Here is a 19,177-nt window from a genome sequence, read left to right as displayed (position 1 = left end):
TATAAATTGCCATTCATACATGGCATTATAAAATGATATTGTTTTGTTTCTGATGTTATAATCAATGGAAAATTATGGCTGACGGGCCGGATGTCGAAAGAAACTTTTGGCCATCACCCGCAGTGTCGTCGATGACAAACCTTTGGGAGGATCTCGAAACGGGACCAAATCCGCCAGAGACGATCTATGCCGTGATCGAGTGTCTGAAGGGCGAACGCAACAAATACGAGTACGACAAGGACGTGCCAGGCGTCGTGCTCGACCGCGTGCTCCACAGCAACGTCCACTACCCATCGGACTACGGGTTCATTCCGCAGTCGTATTACGACGACGAAGACCCCTTCGACGTGCTAGTGCTCGTCGAGGACGCCACGTTCCCCGGCTGTGTAATCGAGGCCAGACCGGTTGCGTTGATGCGGATGGACGACGACGGCGAACAGGACGATAAGGTGATCGCCGTCCCCGAAGAAGATCCACGATTCGATCATATCCAGGATCTCGAGGACATCCCACAGCAACAACAGGACGAGATTGACGAGTTCTTTACGACGTACAAAAACCTCGAGGCCGGCAAGGAAGTCGAAACGCTCGGCTGGGAGGACAAAGCCGCGGCGCTTGACGCGATCGAGCACGCACAGGAGCTTTACGACGAAACATTCAACTGATCGTCTACGCGGACATGCCCGCGAAACATCACGAGCGCTATCGTGATGCATTATGAGCATGGGTAATTATTTCTTCACTGGAGACGTACTCGTATAGTATGGCACAGCCGTGTCCAATCGGCATCGACCACCTGACAGTCGTGCCCGAGAACAGGAAGGGCGAACGTGGCGTCGAAGAGCGTGACAGTGATCACAAACGGGGGTAATCGGCGTCGAAAAGAAGGTTCTTGTGTGTCGCTCGCGCAGTCGGCGGTATGGGACTGTTCGACCGACTCCGAGGTGACGACGGACCGCGCGTAGCGTTTATCGGGATCGACGGCGTGCCGTACAGCCTCGTTGCGGACAATCCGGACGTATTCGAGAATTTGAACGCGATCGAGGCCGCCGGTTCTGGCGGAGCGATCGACAGCATCGTGCCGCCGGAATCGAGCGCCTGTTGGCCATCGCTGACGACCGGCGTTAATCCCGGCGAAACGGGCGTGTACGGCTTTCAGGACCGAGAGGTCGGCTCGTATGACACGTACGTTCCAATGGGTCGGGACGTGCAGGCGACGCGCGTCTGGGACCGCGTGACCGACGCCGGTCGTGACGCGACGGTGATGAACGTTCCCGTGACGTTCCCGCCCCAGCGCAACGTCCAGCGGATGGTGTCGGGCTTTCTCTCACCGGACGTTGAGAAAGCGTCCTATCCGGACTCGCTCGGCTCCTCGCTCGAATCGCTCGACTATCGCATCGACGTAAACGCCAAGCTCGGCCACCAGGACGACAAATCCGAGTTCATGGCCGACGCCCACGAGACGCTCGACGCCCGGTATGAGGCGTTCAGTCAGTATATCGCCGAGGACGACTGGGATCTGTTCTTTGGCGTGTTCATGACGACCGACCGCGTCAATCACTTCCTCTTTAAGGATTACGAGGAGGACGGCGAGAACCACGACGAGTTCCTCTCATTTTATAAGAAAGTCGACGAGTATATCGGAAAGCTCCGCGAGCAACTCGACGACGACACGACGCTCGTGGTGGCCAGCGACCACGGTTTCACCAGCGAAGACTGGGAAGTCCACTGCAACACGTGGCTCCGCGAGGAGGGCTGGTTGGATTTCGACGGCGACGATCACAGCGAGCTCGGCGACATTTCGGACGATACCAGAGCGTACTCGCTCATTCCCGGCCGGTTCTACATCAATCTCGAGGGTCGTGAGCCGCGTGGATCGGTTCCCGAATCCGAGTACGAGCAGACCCGTGAGGAGCTCATCGAGCTGATCGAAGGGCTTGAGGGGCCCGACGGCGAGCCGGTCGCCCAGCGGATCGTGAAAAATGAGGACGCATTCCGTGGCGAACACGACGCGATCGCTCCGGATCTCACCGTCATTCCGAACCACGGCTTCGATCTGAAGTCCGGGTTCAAAGACGACACCGACGTGTTCGATCATGGACCGCGCAACGGCATGCACAGCTTCGAGAACGCCTGTCTGTTCGTCGATGATCCATCGGCGCATATTGATGGCGTCGATCTGTTCGATATCTCACCGACGCTGCTCGATCTGATGGAAGTCGAATACGACCGGAGCGCGTTCGACGGCGCGAGTCTTGTCTGAGCGACTGGATTTTTGATTTGTGCCGTCAACTATCAGGAGTGACAGACGAGAAACGCTTCGATCCGGTGGCCGTTCGTGATGCGTTTTCGTTGCTCTCAGATGAGACGCGCGTGCAGATTCTGCTGTGCTTGTTCGATCGGGACGACCCATGCACGTTTTCTGAACTCCGCGCACACGCTGGCATCGAGGATTCCGGGCGGTTCAACTATCACCTCGGCCAGCTCGTCGGCACCTTCGTGCGAAAGCAGTCGGGGCAGGGAACAACCGGTTACACGCTCACTTACGCCGGCAACCGGATCGTTGGCTCGATCGCATCGGGATCGTTCACCCGAGAGGTGTCGATCGAATCGCAGCGCCTTGCGGCCAGCTGTGTGCGCTGTGACACTCGGCTCAAGCTGCAGTATGAATCCGAGCAGCTTTCGGTAGCGTGTTGCAGCTGTGAGTATTCACTCATTTCGGCAGGCGTCCCACCAGCACTCATCGAACGAACCGGCCACGACGATCTGCCAACAACATTCGAGCGCTGGGCTCGCTCGAGTCACGGGCACGTGACCAACGGCTTTTGCTGGCGCTGTGATGGTCCCGTCAGCACAACCCTGGTGGATCTCGACGCCATTCCCGACGCGTTTGCCGACCTGCTCCCGGTCGAGCTGACGTGTGAGTGGTGTGGTGCGACGTATTCGTCAGTCGTGGGGGGACTGGTGCTCGGAGCGTCGCCCGTCATTGTGTTCCATTACGAACACGGAATCGACATCGCCACAACGCCGTTGTGGGAGCTCTCGTGGCCCTTCGAACCACACGCGGCGATTCGATCGACCGATCCACTGTCGATCGACGTGTGGATCGAACTCGACGGCGATCGCCTTGAGCTGGTGCTCGATGAGACGTTCGCAATTATAGAGAGCGAGCCACACTTGTAGCGAGCGCAACTACGCAGTGATATGTTACAGACGCTCGTCGAGGAGCCAGCCAGCATGCCCCCCGAAACGCTCCGCGATCGCTACGTCGAACGGCTCGCTGCGATCGTCGAAGACGTTGGTCCCGCAGAAGTCACCGACGCAACGGCGATCGACGCCGAGCGGTTGGAAGCGATCACGAACGGGGAAACCGAGATCGATCTCGACGAAGCGGGGGCGATCTACGCGCTCACGAACGGCGCACCAGACGGTGAGACCGTGGTGATCGAAGCCAGAGATGCCCTGTTGCTCGGGATGACGACGGCCGTGCTCGATGTCGACACGCTCGAAGGCGAGATCGACGACCGCATCGAAGCGCGGGCGATTCAACAGAAAATTGAGGGGCGAGCGCCAATGACCCTCGGCGAGTTTGCGCTATTGTTATCGACGATCGAGGCGCACAAACGATGACCGTCGCGGTGCTCGGCTGTGGCTACGTCGGGCTGGCGCTCTGTGAAGCTCTCGAAGAGAGGACAGTGTACGGCGTTCGACGATCGGCTGACGGACTCGATCAGATCGAAGCCACAGGCGCAACGCCGATTCAGGCCGACGTTACCGACGACAACGACCTCGAAGCAGTTCCTGATGTCGATGCGATCGTTTATGCGGTGAGCGCCGGCGGACGCAGCGGCGACGACGCCAGACGGGCGTACGTCGATGGGCTCCGAACCGTCATCGAGTCCTTCGCCGACCGCGACCATCCACCTGAGCGCCTTCTTTACACCGGTTCAACGAGCGTCTACGGCGACCACGGCGGCGACTGGGTCACCGAAGCGACGCCAATCGAGCCAACAACGGAGAAAACGGAGATTCTCGCGACCGCAGAACGGATTGCTCGGGAAACGGCACAATCGCACGACATCGACGGCACCGTCGTGCGATTCGCAGGACTGTACGGACCAGGGCGATACCGACTCAAGCGCTATTGCAGTGGCCCAGTCACGGCAGGGATACTGAACATGCTCCACCGCGATGATGCGGCTGGAATTCTGCGATGGCTGCTCGAAACGGAGCCGGATACCGACACCGTGCTTGCTGTTGACGACGAACCGGTCGAGAAATGGACGTTGGCACGCTGGCTCGCAGCCGAATGTGACACCGAAACACCACCGCTACAGACGAAAGCCGAACGGCTTGAGCAAGGTGATCTCTCCGTGCCGGCAAAACGACGGCTGCACACCGCAAAGCGGTGCTCGAACGACTGGCTCCGCACCGCTGGCTACGAGTTCGACCATCCAACATTTCGATCGGGCTATCGCCGAGCGATCGAGTCGGCCACACAGACCGACGCGGAGGAATAACCCATGGCGAGAAAACGCGAAACCTGGGCGTACCGTGACGACCACGACGAATTTGCGCGGACCTACTTCCGACGGTTTGGCGAGAGCATCGTCTCCTCGGTCGGTATCGGTACGTATCTCGGCGCGCCGACCGACGAGGTGGACGATGCCTACCGCGAGACGATCACGACCGCGATCGATGGTGGGTGTAACGTCATCGACACGGCGATCAACTACCGACATCAGCGCAGCGAACGAGCGGTAAACGCGGCACTCAATGACTCAACGACCGACAGGGAAAGCGTCCTCGTGGCAACAAAAGGCGGCTTCGTGCCGTTCGATCGCACACAGCCCGAAGAACCACACGAATTCATTGAGCGCGAGTATTTCGATTCTGGGCTGATCGATCCGGACGAGCTGGTCCATGGCAACTGTATCCAGCCAGCGTTCATCGACGATCAGCTTGATCGCTCGCTGGAGAATCTCGGGCTCGAAACGATCGATTGCTACTACGTCCACAATCCGGAAACACAGCTAACAACGAAATCTACCGATGCCGTCTATGACCAGCTAGAGGCAACGTTTACTCGCCTCGAACGACGGGCACAGAACGGTGACATCCGTCACTATGGAATCGCCTCCTGGGAATGTTTCCGCGTGCCACCATCGCATGCGTCGTATCTCTCCTTGCCGGTTGTCGTCGATCGGGCCCGACGGGCGGCCCGAGCTGCAGACAGCACCGCAACACACTTTCGGGCGATCCAGCTGCCGTTCAACGTGCAGATGGCCGACGCCTTCACCGTGGCCGCTCATGAATCATCCGAGGGCACCAAAAGCGCACTTCGCTTTGCGCACGACGCCGGGCTTTCGGTGTTTACCAGCGCCTCGCTCCAGCAGGGTGCGCTAACGAATGAGAGTGCCATTCCCGACGCCGTGGACGCAAAGCTCTCGGGGAACACGGCAGCCAAACGAGCAATCAACTTCGCCCGCAGCGCACCCGGCGTCACCAGCGCACTCATCGGGACGAAATCGATCGCCCACGCCAAAGCGGCGATCGACGCCGGACGATTCGAGCCGATGGGTGCAACCGCGTTCGACGAGACGTTCGAGTGAGCCTAGCACGCTAATTTCACACATACATAGAGAGGATCCAAAAGAGTTGATGGGACTGGCCACGGAGAGCTGCTGTGTCACGTCGTCAGCTGTTCGGCTCGCTCTGTTCGCTCGTCTTTCTGGTTAATTTCGGGAGAGTCGTCTTCTCGCCGCTACTCGAGCCACTGAAAGCGACGTTTGGCGTCACGGATGCGGCGGTCGGTCTGCTGGCGACGCTCGTCTGGTTTGGCAGCGCCATCCCACGGATTCCGGTCGGCTATCTGCTCACGCGCGTCGACCGACACACGGTCGTGTTGCTATCTGGCTGTGTGTTGAGTGGCTCGGCACTGTTTGCAGCCACTGCAGGAACCATCGAGGTGTTGATGGTGGCTGCACTCTGTCTGGGCATCTCCAGTGGGGCATATTTCACCGCCGCGAATCCGCTGATCACGGAGCTGTTTCCCGACCGCGTCGGTGACATGATCGGTGTCCACGGGATGGCAAGCCAGTTCGCCGCGGTCGTCGCACCACCGGTGATCGCACTGATGTTGTTTGTTGGCTCCTGGCGGGTCACGTTCTTGTTGCTCGCGGGCGTTGGCGTGGTTACTACGATTGTGCTGGTTTTGGCAACGCTCCGCACGGAACTCCCACGAGCGGGCGGCGATGACCGTGATTTCTTTGGGGCAGCCATTCACCAGTGGCGGCTCATTCTCGTCGCCGTCGTGATCGTTGGCGTCACGAGTTTCGTCTGGAACGGGTTGTTCAATTTTTATGTCACCTATCTCGTCACCACGAAGGCGATTTCTCAGTCGGCCGCCCAGGGACTGTTGACGGTGCTGTTTGGCGCTGGCATTCCAGCATTCGTTATCACGGGCTATCTCGCCGAGCGGCTCCCGAACGGGCCGCTCATGCTCGGTATCTGTGGATTGTTTGCCGGCTGTCTGGTCGTGTTAACCCACACTACCGGCTACGTTCCGTTGTTTGTCATCTCATTCGTGATGGGCTATGTCATCCACGGGCTCTTTCCGACGGTGGATACGTTCATGCTCTCAGCACTCCCTGACGAACACCGCGCCAGCGCCTATGCCGTCTACAGCGGTGGCATGATGATCGCACAGGCACCGGGCAGCTCCGTCATTGGCTCGCTACTCAGCTCCGGTGTGCCGTTCGATACCGTGTTGCTCGGACTGGCTGGCGTCATTCTGGTCGTCATGTGTGGGGCTACCGGCCTGTACGCCACCGGTCGGTTCCCAGGAATGGGGTCACCAATCGGACAGTAGCTGGCTCCTGATAACTGGTAAGCGGTAGCTTATGCGTTCGTAGCACGAATCACTGAGCCGACTGATGACGCTCGAGCTCACGCCCGACGAACTGGCAGGAATCGTCGATCTGTTTGGGGCACTCACCGACGCAGAGCTACACCAGGCAGCCAAAGAGCTTGCATTCAAAGATGGTGTCGCCCCACCGCCGGAGTCGATCGTCGAGGACGCTATCGCAACGTATCACCTCGTGCGAACCGATGAACTGCTCGTCGTCGGCCCGACAGCGTTTCCGACGCTTCCAGCGGATGCAGTTGATCTTCCGCACATTCTACAGATCGAGCGGCGAGCCGTGGATCGTGACGCGATCGGCAACGCCGTCGAGCGGCGGTTTCGACAGGAAACCGCACAGGCGGTCGCAGCCGACGACCACGAGACGATCCGGCGACTGCTCGATGTGAGCTACGATCTCGAAACCTGGACGGCAGTCGATCTCGAGGAGGTCCGATCCTTACTCCCCGAACCGACACAGAGCGTGTGACCGCCGGCGAAATCCGTGGCGGTGACCGCGGGAAATATATCCGTCCGGAGAGTGGTTTGTGTATGGATCTGTCACGGGTCTCCGACCACGATCCAGTTCCCCTCTGTTCAGCCGGGCGGGAAGCCGCTGTTCTCGTTCCAGTTATTGACTCTGGTGTGGATCCTGCACTGGTGTTTACAAAACGGGCAGAGTATCTCGAGGAGCATCCTGGACAGATGAGTTTCCCAGGTGGTGGTGTCGAGCCGTTCGACCGGGATCTGACCGCGACCGCGCTCCGTGAAGCCCACGAGGAGATCGGACTCGTTCGCTCGGAGGCTGCCGTGCTTGGGCGACTCGACTGTATTCAGACCGTCACGCAGTATGCTATTTGCCCGGTCGTCGCGACGGTTCCGGACCGGACGTACCGACCGGACGAGCGAGAAGTAGCCGAGATTGTCCATCTCTCGATCGAGGCACTCACCGATCCGGCAAACTACGAATCCGAAGCACGCGATCATCCGGTCGAGGGCGAGATCCGACTCCATTACTTCCGCGTCAATGGCTACACCGTCTGGGGTGCAACGGCTCGCATGCTCGTTCAGTTTCTGGAGCTGGTAACCGACTGGACCGTCCCCGAAACGCCGGATCGCCAGGTCGATCCTGATGCTGACTTTCCGGTTTGAGCGACGAAACACCTGCCGCAGGCGCCATTGCTTTGGGTCAGGCCGACCGATTGGTCACATGGTCGCCTACGTGACCGACAATGGCTTGACAGTGTTCACCGATGGCACAACAACGTAAGCAGCTCGCCACCGTTGCAGACATTCCCTGTGACGGGCTAGCGCTCAAACCGACCGCCACAGAGCTTCGATCGCTCACCGATCGATCGCTCGATGTCGATCGGCTGGTGATCGATTTTGAGGGCCACGAGCACGTTCCAGAGCGCGCCGTGCTTGACGCACTCGCCGAGCACCACCAGGTGTTTGTGACGACGCCAGTTCGTGCCGATGGCTTCGACCCGCTGGGCGATCACTCGATCGTCGAGGAGCTTCCGTCGCATATTGGCCGGGTCCTTGTCGCCGGGCATCCGGCGTATCTCAATGGCACGGAAGCAAAGCGAGCAATCGCCCCACGCCTTCGTGAGGCGGTAGCGGCTGACAATTTGGCTCACCAGCCCTGGATCGGAACTGAGAGCGTCGAACGGATCGCCATGGCGATCGGTGGCGTCCAGTACGAACTCCTTTCGAAATCCACCGGTCGAACGGTACGGGCGCTCAGGAACGCTGGATACGACGCCCCGATCGCGGTGTATGCGCCAACGGTTCTCTCGGACAACGACGATGTGGTGCTCGATGCGCTTGGCGACTACGTCGCCAGAAGAAAGCCCGTTCGTGAGGCGCTTAGCGCGCTCGACCGGTCGTATCACACTGACAGCAATGCGACTGGCGAGGCACGATCGGTGTTGCGAACGGCCACAAACCAGTACGGAATTGCCGGCGACCGAAACACTGTGGCAGAGCGAATCGAATCGCTTAGAGCGAGTGGCGTGACGGATGTGATCTGCCATCCCGCGGCTGTCACGCTTGCCTAGGCGTCGCCCTCTGTCGGATCGATCCGAATCGGTTCGTCGAATCCGGATTCTGTTTTGGGAATCTGAACGTGAAGGGTTCCGTTTCCAGTCAGCTCAGCCGTTGCACCGTCGAAATCGACCGCGCTAGTTGGCAGTTGCACGGACCGGGATTGGTGCAGGGGTCGTCCACCAAAGCGCACCTCACCGGGTGTCTCCCGTGAGCGATCGACCGTCACCGTGATCGTTGGGGCCTCATATTCGACGGCCACCGAAGAAGACGTTGCCCCTGGCGCATCGAAGACGGCGAGATACGCATCCTCGCTTTCGAGGAGATCGACCGCCAGCGGTCGTCGAGCATAGAGACAGCTCGAGGTGCGCCCCAGCGTTTCGACCATCGCTCGTCCGGCCGCCGTCACGTAATCCTGAAACATAACTGATAATACATCATCGAACGGGGAAGTCGTTTGGATCGCACGCTATACAACCAGCTCTTCGAGCGTCGAGGACTCACAGTACGGACAGACGAAGTCATCAACGGTCGTTTCGTCTGGCATCTCGTAGGTGTAGTGCAGTTCCATCATATCGAGAGTGCACTCCGTGTTCGTGCATTTTGCTTCAACGGTTTTTGGCATGGCTGCACGTAGTGCTGGGAGCGTAATCAATTTCGTGGCCCACAGAATGTATAGAAATCTCGTTCGGCCGCAGTTATTTACTCGGTGAGCAGCGACAGTTTCACCGATGGGAACGCTTCTCGTTTACGGTTCGTACGGATACACTGGTCAGCTGATCGTTGCAGAAGCGATCGAACGCGGTATGACGCCGGTGATCGCAGGACGCAACGTCTCGAAAGTAGAAACACAGGCCAATGAGCTCGGCCTCGAACACCGTGTGTTCGAGACCACACACGCGGACATTGTCGCTCGCCAGCTAGAATCGATAGATTGTGTGCTCAACTGTGCTGGCCCGTTCGAAGCCACCTACGAGCCAATCGTTGAGGCCTGTCTGGAAACCGAAACGGATTATCTCGACATTACCGGTGAGATCAGCGTCTTCGAGGCGATCGCAGAGAAAGACGAGCCAGCGTCTGCGGCCGGCGTGACGCTGTTACCTGGGGTGGGGTTCGATGTCGTTCCGTCTGACTGTCTGGGTGCACATCTTGCCGGCGCGCTTGATGATCCCACGTCGCTCCAGCTCGGATTCGATTCGCTCGGTTCGCCAACAACGGGGACGGCATTGTCGACGCTCGAAGGGCTGGCTGGTGGAGGCATGATTCGCGAAGGTGGCTCGCTCAAATCGGTCGATCCTGCGTACAACCGTCGAACGATCGACTTTGGCGAGGGCGATCGGGCGGCCGTCACGATTCCGTGGGGCGACGTCTCCACGGCCTACCGAACGACGGGCATCGAATCGATCGAGTTCTACATGGCACTCCCGCCGGCAGTAATCCGCGCACTCTCGCTCGCTGGCCGACTCACACCACTGCTTGGCTACCCACCAGTACAACGAACGCTTGAGTCAGTTATCCGACGGACGATTTCGGGACCAAGCGAGGACGAGCTCGAATCGGGCATCACGCGGCTCTGGGGGCGGGTGACCGACGGCACCACCGAACGAGTGGCCAGACTCAAAGCACCAAACGGTTACGCGCTCACCGCAAAAACTGCCATTGAGTGTACAAAACGAACGCTTGAGGGCGACGTTCCGATCGGCTACCAGACGCCAGCGAACGCGTTTGGTCCGGAGTTTGTGCTCTCGTTCGACGGCGTCGTCCGTCGAGATGCGATGGAACCTCAGTCGTCGTAGAGCCGTTCGACCCGTTCGTCGAACAGTCGCGTGAGCAATGCCGTGATTGGCCCGCCACCGATCGCGATGCCATCGAGCGATTCGATGGGGCGAAGCTCCCAGGTCGTGTTCGTCAAAAACGCCTCATCGGCCGAGCGAACGTCCGCAAGCGTGTACCGGCCCGTTTCCACGGGAAACGACTCCTTGCGGGCGAGTTCGAGCACCACGGCTCTCGTGATGCCCGGGAGTATCGTTCCCTCAGCGGGCGTTTTGAGCGTCCCTTCATCAACGAAAAAGCAGTTGCTCGTTGCGCCCTCGGCGACCGTTCCATCCGTGGCGCGCAGTAACGCCTCATCAGCCCGATAGTCCTCAGTAGCGGCCTGGGCGAGTTCGAGGCGAGCCATGATGCCATCGAGATAGTTGTGCGTTTTCGCCGCCACCGGCTGGGCACTGTCTGGGACGCGTCGGGTCTGGACGGACTGGACGACCGCCGGTCCGTCCCAGACGCGAGAGCCGTTGATGCCCCCGCGTTCCAGTGGTGCAACCTCAACGACGATCGTCGGATTGGTCGCTGGGCGGGGCGTGAGTTTTCCTGGCTGAACGCCACGGGTGATCGACACTCGAACGTAGGCGTCTTCGAGTTCATTTTTCGCGAGCGTCTCGTTGATTCGTTCGGCCAGATCTGCTGGAATCGCCTCTGCCATTCCAAGTGCACTCGCGCTCCGGTGGAGCCGATCACGATGGGCCTCGTATTCGAAGATCGATCCGCCGTAGGCCCGCAACGTTTCGAACACGCCGTCACCGTACCGAAAGCCACGATCACGGACGCTAACCGTCGCGTCTGACTCCGGACAAAGCTCTCCGTTTACGTGAACGTACATGGATCATCCGTGAGTGCGCGGTCACAGAACGTTTCGATTAGTTGATACCCATCCGCCGTTAGAATGCTCTCGGGATGAAACTGGACGCCGACGTGGGGGCGATTCCGGTGTCTCACACCCATCACAATCCGTTCATCCGTCGTTGTTGCCGTCTCGATCAGGGCAGGTGGCAGCGATTCGGTCACCGCCAGAGAGTGGTATCGACCGACGGATAGCTCCTGAGAGAGCCCCTCGAAGATGCCACGGCCGTCGTGTGTAACCGTCGAGGGCTTGCCGTGCACCACAGCGGGTGCATGATTCACCGTCCCACCGGCGGCGACACAGAGTGCCTGATGGCCGAGACAGACCCCGAGCGTCGGATACGAACAGTCCGCGAACACCTCCACCGAGACGCCCGCCGTCGATGGAGTGCCCGGTCCGGGCGACACCACGATAGCGGCAGGATTCAGCCGTTCGATTCCGGCCACGTCGATCGCGTCGTTGCGACGAACGACCACCGAAGTGTCCTCGTATTGGCTGATGGCCTCGCCAACGTACTGAACGAGATTGTACGCGAACGAATCGTAGTTATCGATGACGAGAATTTTCTCCGTTGTCATTTGTTGGGCGGTTTCGCGACGATTTCAAGGGCTCTCAGCAGTGCTTTTCCCTTCGCGAGCGTCTCCTCGTACTCCTTGTCGGGAACGGAATCGTGGACGATCCCGGCACCGACACGGAGCGTGTACGTCGAATCACAGCGGACGAGCGTTCGGATCACGATGTTAAGCGTCGCCCGGTCATCGAAGCCGAAAATTCCCATGCTCCCGGTGTAGGGACCGCGTTGTGTGTTCTCGACCTCGTCGATGATCGCCATCGTCTTTGGCTTTGGTGCGCCCGTGATCGTGCCGCCGGGAAACACCGCCGCGATCGCATCGGCGAGATCACAGTCGTCTCTGAGCGTCCCTTCGACCTCTGAGACGAGATGCATCACTTCCGAGTAGCGATCAATCCGACGGTAATCCGTGACCTCCACGGAACCGTATTCGCTGACCTTGCCGAGATCGTTGCGCTCGAGATCGACCAGCATCGCGTGTTCGGCTCGCTCTTTTTCGTCGGTGGTGAGCGTTTCTGCGAGCCGTTCGTCCTCGGCCGGCGTCGTCCCCCGAGGGCGTGTTCCGGCGATCGGTTCGGTCCGGAGGCGATCGCCATCTCGTTCGAGCAATAGCTCTGGACTCGCACTGACGAGATCACAACTCGGAAACTCGAGCAGTCCCGAGTAGGGTGCTGGATTCACCCGCCGGAGCGATTCGTATGCGGCGACCGGATGCACCGACGCCGGACCGCTGAGCCGTTGTGAGATGTTCGCCTGGAAGGTATCGCCGTCTCGAATCGACTCCTTTACGCGTTCGACACGCTCGATGAACGCTCCACGACCGCATTCGCTCGTGAACGACCCCTCGGTCGTCGCTGGGGGGGGCGAATGCGATGGGTCGCCGGAGGTGATCGCCGCTTCGAGGCGGGCCGTCATCGCAACCCCCCGATCGTAGGCCCCATCCAGTGACGCTCCATCGTCGATGCGCGGACACGCCGTGAGCCGGAGCGTTATCGCATCATCATCCGTCGCCTTCCAGGCTGCGACACACGGATAGATTCCAACCTCAAGCCGTGGCAACGCTCGATCGTCTGTTGTCGTCTCCGGGAGCGATTCGAGTTCCCGTGCGATGTCGTACGACAGCCAGCCGAACGCACCGCACGGATACGGAACGTCACACTCGCCGCGAACGAGCGTCTCCCGAGATAGTCGGTCGAGTAGCCGGTCGAGCGCACCAGACTCGCCACTGTCGACCGTGAGCCACTCCTCAGGAGCGATGGCGAAATAGCCCCAGCCGTCCTGTCCTCCCGTCGTTTCGAGAAAAACGCCTCCAGTTTCCTCTCGGGCGCGTTGATACGCGACGAACGGATCCGCTACTGTCAGCCGCCGTTCAACCGGGACGCGGACGCCTGGACGGGCGAGCTGACGGTACGTCTCACGGTCGGTCACGACGGTACTCATCACCAGTTCCAATCGCTGCGTCGATATTCCTCTTGCGAAAGTTCAGCGATGTTGGGCACGCCCGATCCAGCGCTCGAGCCGTTTCGGTGAGATGTCTGTCTCTTCAGCAAGCGCCTCGGCGTCAGCCTCCGCGAGCGTGTCGACGGTCTCGATGCCGGCAGATTCGAGTCGCTGTGCGTACGTCGAACCGACGCCCTTGATCGTATCGACTGGCTCGCTCGGCGTGGAGGTCGTATCGCTTTGTGTCGTCGTATCAGTCGATTCCGTCGACGTTCCATTCGTGTTGGCCGCAGTATCAGTCGATTCCGTCTGCGCCCCGTTCGTGTCGGCCGCAGTATCAGTCGATTCCGTCTGCGTCCCGTTCGTGTCGGCCGCAGTATCAGCTGATTCCGTCTGCGTCCCACCATTGCCGGACGCGCTCCTGGTGGCGCTCTCCGATTCGGTCGTCTGTTCGTTCGCCTGGATCCCGTTCTCCGTTGTCGAGACCTCCGACGATGACTGTGGCTCAGTTGTCAGCTGTGCTGTGCCACCGCCCCCATCCGACGAATTAATCGGAGTCTCTACTGATGATTCCTCGGTCGAGTCCATCGAGCTATCGGAAGAAGATTCTGCCTCTTCTACCTCCACGAGCCCGTCGCCGTCCGACAAGCCATCCGAACTCGACGAACCACTGGCTCCGTTTGACGACTCCGTCTCGTCGTCGTCGGTCCCAACGGAGGGAATGGAAACGTCATTCGTATCATCTTCACTACTGGACCCTCGCTCGTCCACGTTGAGGATCGATTTGATCTTCTTGAGCAGGTTCATGGACGGTGATAGAGAGTCACAGTACTTAAATACGCACCAGATTAGATCGGTTTGATACTTAATCTACAACTGCTTACGCAGGGCTTCGTTCATCGCGTCGACAGGTGCGTCGTATCCCGTCCACCGCTCGAACGCCGCACAGCCCTGATACAACAACATCCAGGCACCATCAACGGTTTGTGCGCCGACGGCATCTGCCTCGGTTAGCAGGCGTGTTTGAATGGGTGTGTACACCGCATCGAGAACGGTGAGCTCCGAAGAGAGCGCACTTTGTGGGACTGGCGTGGCGTCTTCATCCATGCCGACGCTCGTCGCGTTGATGAGCACCTCGGCGTCTGCGAGCAGCTCGGGGAGTGCATCGAGGCCGTGGCCATCGGCACCCGGAACCGCCCTAGCGAGGCTGTTGGCGCGCTCGGTCGTCCGATTCGCGATCCGGACGCGCATGCCTTCGTCCGCGAGACCAAAGGCGATAGCCCGACCAGCACCACCGGCACCAACGACGACGGCAGTGCCATCGAGATCGACACCGTGTGCGGTGAGCGCGCGCACTGCGCCGATCGCATCCGTGTTGTACCCGACGTTCGCTTCGAGATCGATCGTGTTGACCGCACCGATCCGTTCGGCGAGTGGATCGAGTTCGACGAACTCACAGACCTCGCGTTTGAACGGAATCGTCACGTTGAGTCCATCGATGCCGAGCGCGCGTGCACCCTCGAGTGCCGATTCGAGCTCTCCGTGGGCGACCTCGAAGGTGACATAACGTGCGTCGAGTTCGCGCAGTTCGTAGGCTCGTTCGTGGAGCGGCGGTGAGAGCGAGTGCTCGACTGGATTACCGAGCAGTCCGTAAACGTCCATATCACGGTTTGTGAACCAGTCACTATCAGTGGCCTGGTACGGTCGCGACACCAAGCACGAGAACGTGATACAGCGTGATGGCGATAAACAGCAGATAGAAACACCCACCGATCAGAAACGGCGCTGGGCGCATTCGCTCCGCAGAAAGCTTTCGAACCCGGAGATAGAGCACGAATCCACTCACGATCGCAAGTAGCGCCGAAGTGGCGTTCAGAAAGCCCGTCGTTCCCCAGCGGATCGACAGATCCCACGGCGTAAAGAGGATGCCGAGGGTCACCGGTAGCGTCCCCTGGAACGCCATCGCGCCCGTGATGTTCCCCAGTGCGAGCGTGTCTTTATCCTGTGATATCCAGAGAATACTGTTGAACTTTTCCGGCAGTTCGGTGGCAAGCGGTGCCAACAACAGTGAGAGTATGGCACCAGGAATGTGTAACACCTCCGTCGAGAAAAACTCGATCTCGGAGACGAACAGATCCGCGCCCCCGATGATGAACGCCAGTGCGATCGCCGTCTGGAGCGCGACGATCCACAGCCCTGGATCGGAGGCGTGGTTCGAACCGGTCACACCGCGGGCCGCAAACAGTCGACCAACGAGCAGCTCGTCGAGATCGGACTCGTCCTCGACGAACTCATCAGCAGCGAGCGAGCGATACAGATACACCCCGTACATCCCCACCAGCACAACTGCAATCGCGTCTGACACCAGCTCCACGTGGACGAACGCTGCGAGCACGGCCAAGCCATAGCCCAGCAGGAAAAACCGGAGATCCCGGCTGGTGGCGGCCCGGTTGACGTAAAATCGATCACCGTGATCGCGTCGGTCCCGAAAACACCAGACGCTCACGCCGATCAGAAACGTGGCGATCGTTGCGAGCAAAAACGGCGCGCCCAAAATCGCACCAACACCGATGCTTTCTGCACGCCCAGACGTGTCGTGAGCGAGATATGCGCTCACGATCGCTATCACCGGAATCATCGTTTCTGGGAGTGCAGTTCCGACCGCCGCCAGTATCGACCCCGTCGCGCTCGATCCTAATCCGAGACGGTAGCCTAGCCACTCCACACCGTTCGTGAACAGCTCTGCGCCAAACAACAGCAGGACGAATGCACCAGCGAGCAGGACAGCCCGAACCGCTGTCGTCGAACTCACCAGCGCGATCGACGCGATCGCGCTCGAGACAACCATATCTCGGCTATCGTCCTGGTCCAGTTAAGCCGTGCTATTTACCGACCAGTCAGTCAGGTTCGACTGAGACGGAGCGTTTTAGCCGCCCGCTCGCCGAGGGCCGATGTGATAGGAATCGTCATCAGCAAGGCGGATCCCGCGAGCGTCCTGATCGGCGAGGCGCTCCGGTCGCTCACGGAGTTCGAGCCGATCGATGGCGGCGCCCGAACTGACGGCGCAGTGCTGCGCGAATTCGACTCGTTGCATATCGAGCTCGATGGAGTGGATCGCGAGTTCGAGGGCTGCGATCTGCTCGTGTTCGCCTCACGACACCGAGGAGAGACCGGACCGCTGTTGAGCGCCCATCCCACTGGAAATCTCGGGCCAGCCGAGTATGGCGGGACCGACGGCTCGCTCGCTCGCACTGGACCCAACGCGATCGCACACGCCCTCGCGGCGCTGGACCGTCACGCTCCAACATCGTACGAAACGGGGCTTGAGGGCACCCACCACGGGCCATCGGAGCTGTCGACGCCCGCAATCTTTATTGAACTCGGTAGCGGCCCCGAACAATGGGAGGATCTTTCTGGTGCCCGCGCGGTCGCCAGCGCAATACTCGATCTTCGCGGCGTCGAGCCCGACACCGATCGTGCCATTGTCGGATTCGGAGGCGGCCACTACGTGCCACGGTTCGAGCGAATCGTCCGCGAAACCGACTGGGCAGTCGGCCACATAGCGGTCGACTGGGCGCTTGAAGCGATGGGCAATCCCCAGTCGAATATGGGCGTGATCGACGAGCTGTTCGAACAGTCGAACGCCTCGCTCGCCGTGCTCGACGACGAGCCAGCACTCCGATCGGCGATCGAGTCGCTAGGCTATCGCGTCGTGAGCGAAACCTGGCTCAGAGAAACCGATGGCGTCGCTATTTCACTCGTCGAACGACTCGAATCGTCGGTCTGTGCCATCGAAGATGGTCTCCGGCTTGGCGAGCGTGCGCCCGCCGTTTTTGATCCGGCATCGCTCAACCGATTCGAGATCCCCGAACAACTGCTGGCCGAACTGAACGGCATCGACCGCGAGCAACTCCGGGCTGAACTCGAGGCGCTTTCGGTTGCGTTTACGACCACGGACAACGGGGCAACGGCGGGCCAACTCGTCGTTACTGACGAGGGTGTCGACCGAAACGAACTTATGGATCTAGTTACCAGACTCTTACACCGTAAATACGACGCCGTCGAACGCGACGACGATCGACTGATCGTCCACCGATCCGCGTTCGTCCCAGAGCGCGCTCGCGAACTGGGCATCCCCGATGGGCCGGCGTTTGGTCGCCTCGCGAACGGTCAGGCCATCGATCTCGATGGCGAAACCATCAATCCAGAAGACGTTCGCGAACGACAGACGCATATGTTTTCCTCAGTATGTTTGTCTGACACACGTCATACTAGTGGCGAAAGATAGTTATCCAGCGTTGCTGAAATCCAACGCACGCATGGACTCGATCATCGAGGACGCGATCAACGAGGCCGAGGGCGACCCTGACGGAGGCGGCGGGGGCGTCGAGCAACCCCAGGCCAATGGAGCCCCGGAGGCCGAGGATGCCACGGTTTCGACGTCCGGCACGATGACCGATGACGAGCTCGCAGACATCGTCAAAGAGCTCGAAACGAACATCGCAGTGTTTGGGTGTGGTGGTGCAGGCGGGAATACGGTGACGCGAATGGCCCAGGAAGGGATCCACGGCGCGGAGCTGATCGCCACCAACACGGACGCACAGCATCTTGCAAAGCAGGTCACTGCGGATTCGAAGATTCTCATCGGTCGCAAACAGACGGGCGGACGCGGTGCCGGTTCGGTACCACAGATCGGCGAGCAGGCAGCACTCGAAAACCGAGACGACATCGACGCCGCGATCGGGAGCTCGGATATGGTGTTTATCACGGCCGGGCTTGGTGGTGGCACCGGTACCGGTTCTGCGCCAGTTGTCGCCGAAGCGGCCCAGGAAGCGGGCGCGCTCACGATCGCGGTCGTCACGATTCCGTTCACCGCCGAGGGGAAACGACGGCGGTCGAACGCCGATGCTGGGCTCGAACGACTCCGCTCGGTCGCCGACACGGTCATTGTGATCCCGAACGACCGGCTGCTAGATTATGCGCCAAATCTGCCGCTGCAGGATGCGTTCAAGATCTGTGATCGCGTATTGATGCGCTCGGTGAAGGGGATGACCGAGCTGATCACCAAGCCCGGGTTGGTGAACGTGGACTTTGCTGACGTAAAGGCGATCATGGAAAACGGTGGCGTTGCGATGATCGGCCTTGGCGATTCCGAATCGGACAACAAAGCCAGGGACTCGATCCGGTCGGCACTGCGATCGCCATTGCTCGATGTGGAGTTTTCTAACGCAAACAGCGCGCTCATCAACGTCGTCGGCGGTCCCGGCATGTCTATTGAGGAGGCAGAAGGCGTCGTCGAGGAGATCTACGAACGGATCGATCAGGACGCACGGATCATCTGGGGTGCGTCGGTCGATCCGACGTTCGAAAACCGGATGGAGACGATGGTCGTCGTCACCGGCGTCGAATCCCCACAGATCTACGGTCGGAGCGAGGCCGACAAGGAGGCTCGAACGCGGTCATCGACCGCGGAATCGATCGATTTTATCGACTGATCCCGTCTGTCGTTGGGCGCATCGTGCAAGAGGTCGGTCGGTGGGCT

General features: G+C 60.0%; 21 protein-coding genes. 13 read left to right on the top strand and 8 right to left on the bottom strand.

What is annotated here, in order from left to right; all coding sequences use genetic code 11:
* Window positions 1–131: 131 nt before the first annotated feature.
* From JXQ78_RS12635 to JXQ78_RS12590, 10 genes are all read left to right on the top strand, one after another.
* Window positions 132–665 carry an inorganic diphosphatase gene (locus JXQ78_RS12635; RefSeq protein ID WP_330631124.1) on the top strand — a complete coding sequence of 178 codons (534 nt, stop codon included), beginning with the start codon at window positions 132–134 and terminating at the stop codon, window positions 663–665.
* Window positions 666–919: 254 nt separating this feature from the next.
* Window positions 920–2,263 carry an alkaline phosphatase family protein gene (locus tag JXQ78_RS12630; RefSeq protein WP_330631123.1) on the top strand — a complete coding sequence of 448 codons (1,344 nt, stop codon included), beginning with the start codon at window positions 920–922 and terminating at the stop codon, window positions 2,261–2,263.
* A gap of 38 nt (window positions 2,264–2,301) precedes the next feature.
* Window positions 2,302–3,183, top strand: a complete 882-nt coding sequence (locus tag JXQ78_RS12625) for an ArsR/SmtB family transcription factor (protein WP_330631122.1) — start codon at window positions 2,302–2,304, stop codon at window positions 3,181–3,183.
* Between the two features lie 21 nt (window positions 3,184–3,204).
* Window positions 3,205–3,630, top strand: a complete 426-nt coding sequence (locus JXQ78_RS12620) for a DUF5791 family protein (protein WP_330631121.1) — start codon at window positions 3,205–3,207, stop codon at window positions 3,628–3,630.
* Entirely contained in the window at window positions 3,627–4,520 is an 894-nt protein-coding gene (locus JXQ78_RS12615) for an NAD-dependent epimerase/dehydratase family protein (RefSeq protein ID WP_330631120.1), read from the top strand. The genes JXQ78_RS12620 and JXQ78_RS12615 overlap by 4 nt, the downstream gene beginning before the upstream one ends.
* Before the next feature lie 3 nt (window positions 4,521–4,523).
* Entirely contained in the window at window positions 4,524–5,612 is a 1,089-nt protein-coding gene (locus JXQ78_RS12610; RefSeq protein ID WP_330631119.1) for an aldo/keto reductase, read from the top strand.
* A 74-nt stretch (window positions 5,613–5,686) separates the two neighbouring features.
* Window positions 5,687–6,871 carry an MFS transporter gene (locus JXQ78_RS12605; protein ID WP_330631118.1) on the top strand — a complete coding sequence of 395 codons (1,185 nt, stop codon included), beginning with the start codon at window positions 5,687–5,689 and terminating at the stop codon, window positions 6,869–6,871.
* A gap of 64 nt (window positions 6,872–6,935) precedes the next feature.
* Complete coding sequence (locus JXQ78_RS12600) at window positions 6,936–7,391, top strand: DUF7109 family protein (RefSeq protein WP_330631117.1); 456 nt, start codon at window positions 6,936–6,938, stop codon at window positions 7,389–7,391.
* Between the two features lie 62 nt (window positions 7,392–7,453).
* Window positions 7,454–8,053, top strand: a complete 600-nt coding sequence (locus JXQ78_RS12595) for an NUDIX hydrolase (protein WP_330631116.1) — start codon at window positions 7,454–7,456, stop codon at window positions 8,051–8,053.
* Window positions 8,054–8,154: 101 nt separating this feature from the next.
* Window positions 8,155–8,961: a DUF7388 family protein gene (locus tag JXQ78_RS12590; RefSeq protein WP_330631115.1), complete on the top strand. Its 807-nt coding sequence runs from the start codon at window positions 8,155–8,157 to the stop codon at window positions 8,959–8,961.
* Here JXQ78_RS12590 and JXQ78_RS12585 read toward each other — a convergent pair.
* Both JXQ78_RS12585 and JXQ78_RS12580 read right to left on the bottom strand, forming a co-directional pair.
* Window positions 8,958–9,371 (bottom strand): Hsp20/alpha crystallin family protein, encoded by a 414-nt coding sequence (locus JXQ78_RS12585; RefSeq protein ID WP_330631114.1) that lies wholly within the window; start codon window positions 9,369–9,371, stop codon window positions 8,958–8,960. The two genes, JXQ78_RS12590 and JXQ78_RS12585, sit on opposite strands and share 4 nt — an antisense overlap.
* Before the next feature lie 45 nt (window positions 9,372–9,416).
* Window positions 9,417–9,572, bottom strand: a complete 156-nt coding sequence (locus JXQ78_RS12580) for a DUF7559 family protein (protein ID WP_330631113.1) — start codon at window positions 9,570–9,572, stop codon at window positions 9,417–9,419.
* Window positions 9,573–9,678: 106 nt separating this feature from the next.
* Here JXQ78_RS12580 and JXQ78_RS12575 point away from each other — a divergent pair, with 106 nt between their 5' ends.
* A complete protein-coding gene (locus JXQ78_RS12575; RefSeq protein WP_330631112.1) occupies window positions 9,679–10,743 on the top strand; it encodes a saccharopine dehydrogenase family protein in 1,065 nt (354 codons plus the stop codon).
* Here the strand turns inward: JXQ78_RS12575 and JXQ78_RS12570 are convergent.
* The 6 genes from JXQ78_RS12570 to JXQ78_RS12545 all read right to left on the bottom strand — a co-directional run bounded on the left by JXQ78_RS12570 (window position 10,731) and on the right by JXQ78_RS12545 (window position 16,483).
* Entirely contained in the window at window positions 10,731–11,603 is an 873-nt protein-coding gene (locus JXQ78_RS12570) for an aminotransferase class IV (RefSeq protein WP_330631111.1), read from the bottom strand. The two genes, JXQ78_RS12575 and JXQ78_RS12570, sit on opposite strands and share 13 nt — an antisense overlap.
* The gene (locus tag JXQ78_RS12565) at window positions 11,588–12,202 is read right to left on the bottom strand and encodes an anthranilate synthase component II (protein WP_330631110.1); all 615 of its coding nucleotides are present in this window, start codon (window positions 12,200–12,202) and stop codon (window positions 11,588–11,590) included. The genes JXQ78_RS12570 and JXQ78_RS12565 overlap by 16 nt, the downstream gene beginning before the upstream one ends.
* Window positions 12,199–13,635, bottom strand: a complete 1,437-nt coding sequence (pabB, locus tag JXQ78_RS12560) for an aminodeoxychorismate synthase, component I (RefSeq protein WP_330631109.1) — start codon at window positions 13,633–13,635, stop codon at window positions 12,199–12,201. Before pabB ends, JXQ78_RS12565 begins: the two co-directional genes overlap by 4 nt.
* Before the next feature lie 42 nt (window positions 13,636–13,677).
* Window positions 13,678–14,442, bottom strand: coding sequence for a helix-hairpin-helix domain-containing protein (locus tag JXQ78_RS12555; protein WP_330631108.1), 765 nt, complete (start codon window positions 14,440–14,442; stop codon window positions 13,678–13,680).
* 63 nt (window positions 14,443–14,505) lie between these two features.
* Window positions 14,506–15,297: a shikimate dehydrogenase gene (locus tag JXQ78_RS12550; RefSeq protein WP_330631107.1), complete on the bottom strand. Its 792-nt coding sequence runs from the start codon at window positions 15,295–15,297 to the stop codon at window positions 14,506–14,508.
* Window positions 15,298–15,322: 25 nt separating this feature from the next.
* Window positions 15,323–16,483 carry a sodium:calcium antiporter gene (locus JXQ78_RS12545; RefSeq protein ID WP_330631106.1) on the bottom strand — a complete coding sequence of 387 codons (1,161 nt, stop codon included), beginning with the start codon at window positions 16,481–16,483 and terminating at the stop codon, window positions 15,323–15,325.
* A gap of 105 nt (window positions 16,484–16,588) precedes the next feature.
* Here JXQ78_RS12545 and JXQ78_RS12540 point away from each other — a divergent pair, with 105 nt between their 5' ends.
* Together JXQ78_RS12540 and ftsZ are read left to right on the top strand one after the other, a co-directional pair.
* Window positions 16,589–17,923 (top strand): D-aminoacyl-tRNA deacylase, encoded by a 1,335-nt coding sequence (locus JXQ78_RS12540; protein ID WP_330631105.1) that lies wholly within the window; start codon window positions 16,589–16,591, stop codon window positions 17,921–17,923.
* Window positions 17,924–17,954: 31 nt separating this feature from the next.
* Entirely contained in the window at window positions 17,955–19,130 is a 1,176-nt protein-coding gene (gene ftsZ, locus JXQ78_RS12535; protein ID WP_330631104.1) for a cell division protein FtsZ, read from the top strand.
* The last annotated feature ends 47 nt before the right edge of the window (window positions 19,131–19,177 follow it).

This window comes from Halocatena halophila (assembly GCA_027563145.1).
Classification (GTDB): Archaea; Halobacteriota; Halobacteria; order Halobacteriales; family Haloarculaceae; genus Halocatena; species Halocatena halophila.
Note: the sequence above shows the minus strand (reverse complement) of the source record. Positions and strands in the feature narration are given on the sequence as shown.

Bases quoted from the DNA above. Each gene is read 5' to 3' on its own strand.
- JXQ78_RS12635 (WP_330631124.1), top strand. From the start codon at position 132: ATGACAAACCTTTGGGAGGATCTCGAAACGGGACCAAATCCGCCAGAG.
- JXQ78_RS12630 (WP_330631123.1), top strand. From the start codon at position 920: ATGGGACTGTTCGACCGACTCCGAGGTGACGACGGACCGCGCGTAGCG.
- JXQ78_RS12620 (WP_330631121.1), top strand. From the start codon at position 3,205: ATGTTACAGACGCTCGTCGAGGAGCCAGCCAGCATGCCCCCCGAAACG.
- JXQ78_RS12615 (WP_330631120.1), top strand. From the start codon at position 3,627: ATGACCGTCGCGGTGCTCGGCTGTGGCTACGTCGGGCTGGCGCTCTGT.
- JXQ78_RS12610 (WP_330631119.1), top strand. From the start codon at position 4,524: ATGGCGAGAAAACGCGAAACCTGGGCGTACCGTGACGACCACGACGAA.
- JXQ78_RS12600 (WP_330631117.1), top strand. From the start codon at position 6,936: ATGACGCTCGAGCTCACGCCCGACGAACTGGCAGGAATCGTCGATCTG.
- JXQ78_RS12595 (WP_330631116.1), top strand. From the start codon at position 7,454: ATGGATCTGTCACGGGTCTCCGACCACGATCCAGTTCCCCTCTGTTCA.
- JXQ78_RS12590 (WP_330631115.1), top strand. From the start codon at position 8,155: ATGGCACAACAACGTAAGCAGCTCGCCACCGTTGCAGACATTCCCTGT.
- JXQ78_RS12585 (WP_330631114.1), bottom strand. From the start codon at position 9,371: ATGTTTCAGGATTACGTGACGGCGGCCGGACGAGCGATGGTCGAAACG.
- JXQ78_RS12580 (WP_330631113.1), bottom strand. From the start codon at position 9,572: ATGCCAAAAACCGTTGAAGCAAAATGCACGAACACGGAGTGCACTCTC.
- JXQ78_RS12575 (WP_330631112.1), top strand. From the start codon at position 9,679: ATGGGAACGCTTCTCGTTTACGGTTCGTACGGATACACTGGTCAGCTG.
- JXQ78_RS12570 (WP_330631111.1), bottom strand. From the start codon at position 11,603: ATGTACGTTCACGTAAACGGAGAGCTTTGTCCGGAGTCAGACGCGACG.
- JXQ78_RS12565 (WP_330631110.1), bottom strand. From the start codon at position 12,202: ATGACAACGGAGAAAATTCTCGTCATCGATAACTACGATTCGTTCGCG.
- pabB (WP_330631109.1), bottom strand. From the start codon at position 13,635: ATGAGTACCGTCGTGACCGACCGTGAGACGTACCGTCAGCTCGCCCGT.
- JXQ78_RS12555 (WP_330631108.1), bottom strand. From the start codon at position 14,442: ATGAACCTGCTCAAGAAGATCAAATCGATCCTCAACGTGGACGAGCGA.
- JXQ78_RS12550 (WP_330631107.1), bottom strand. From the start codon at position 15,297: ATGGACGTTTACGGACTGCTCGGTAATCCAGTCGAGCACTCGCTCTCA.
- JXQ78_RS12545 (WP_330631106.1), bottom strand. From the start codon at position 16,483: ATGGTTGTCTCGAGCGCGATCGCGTCGATCGCGCTGGTGAGTTCGACG.
- ftsZ (WP_330631104.1), top strand. From the start codon at position 17,955: ATGGACTCGATCATCGAGGACGCGATCAACGAGGCCGAGGGCGACCCT.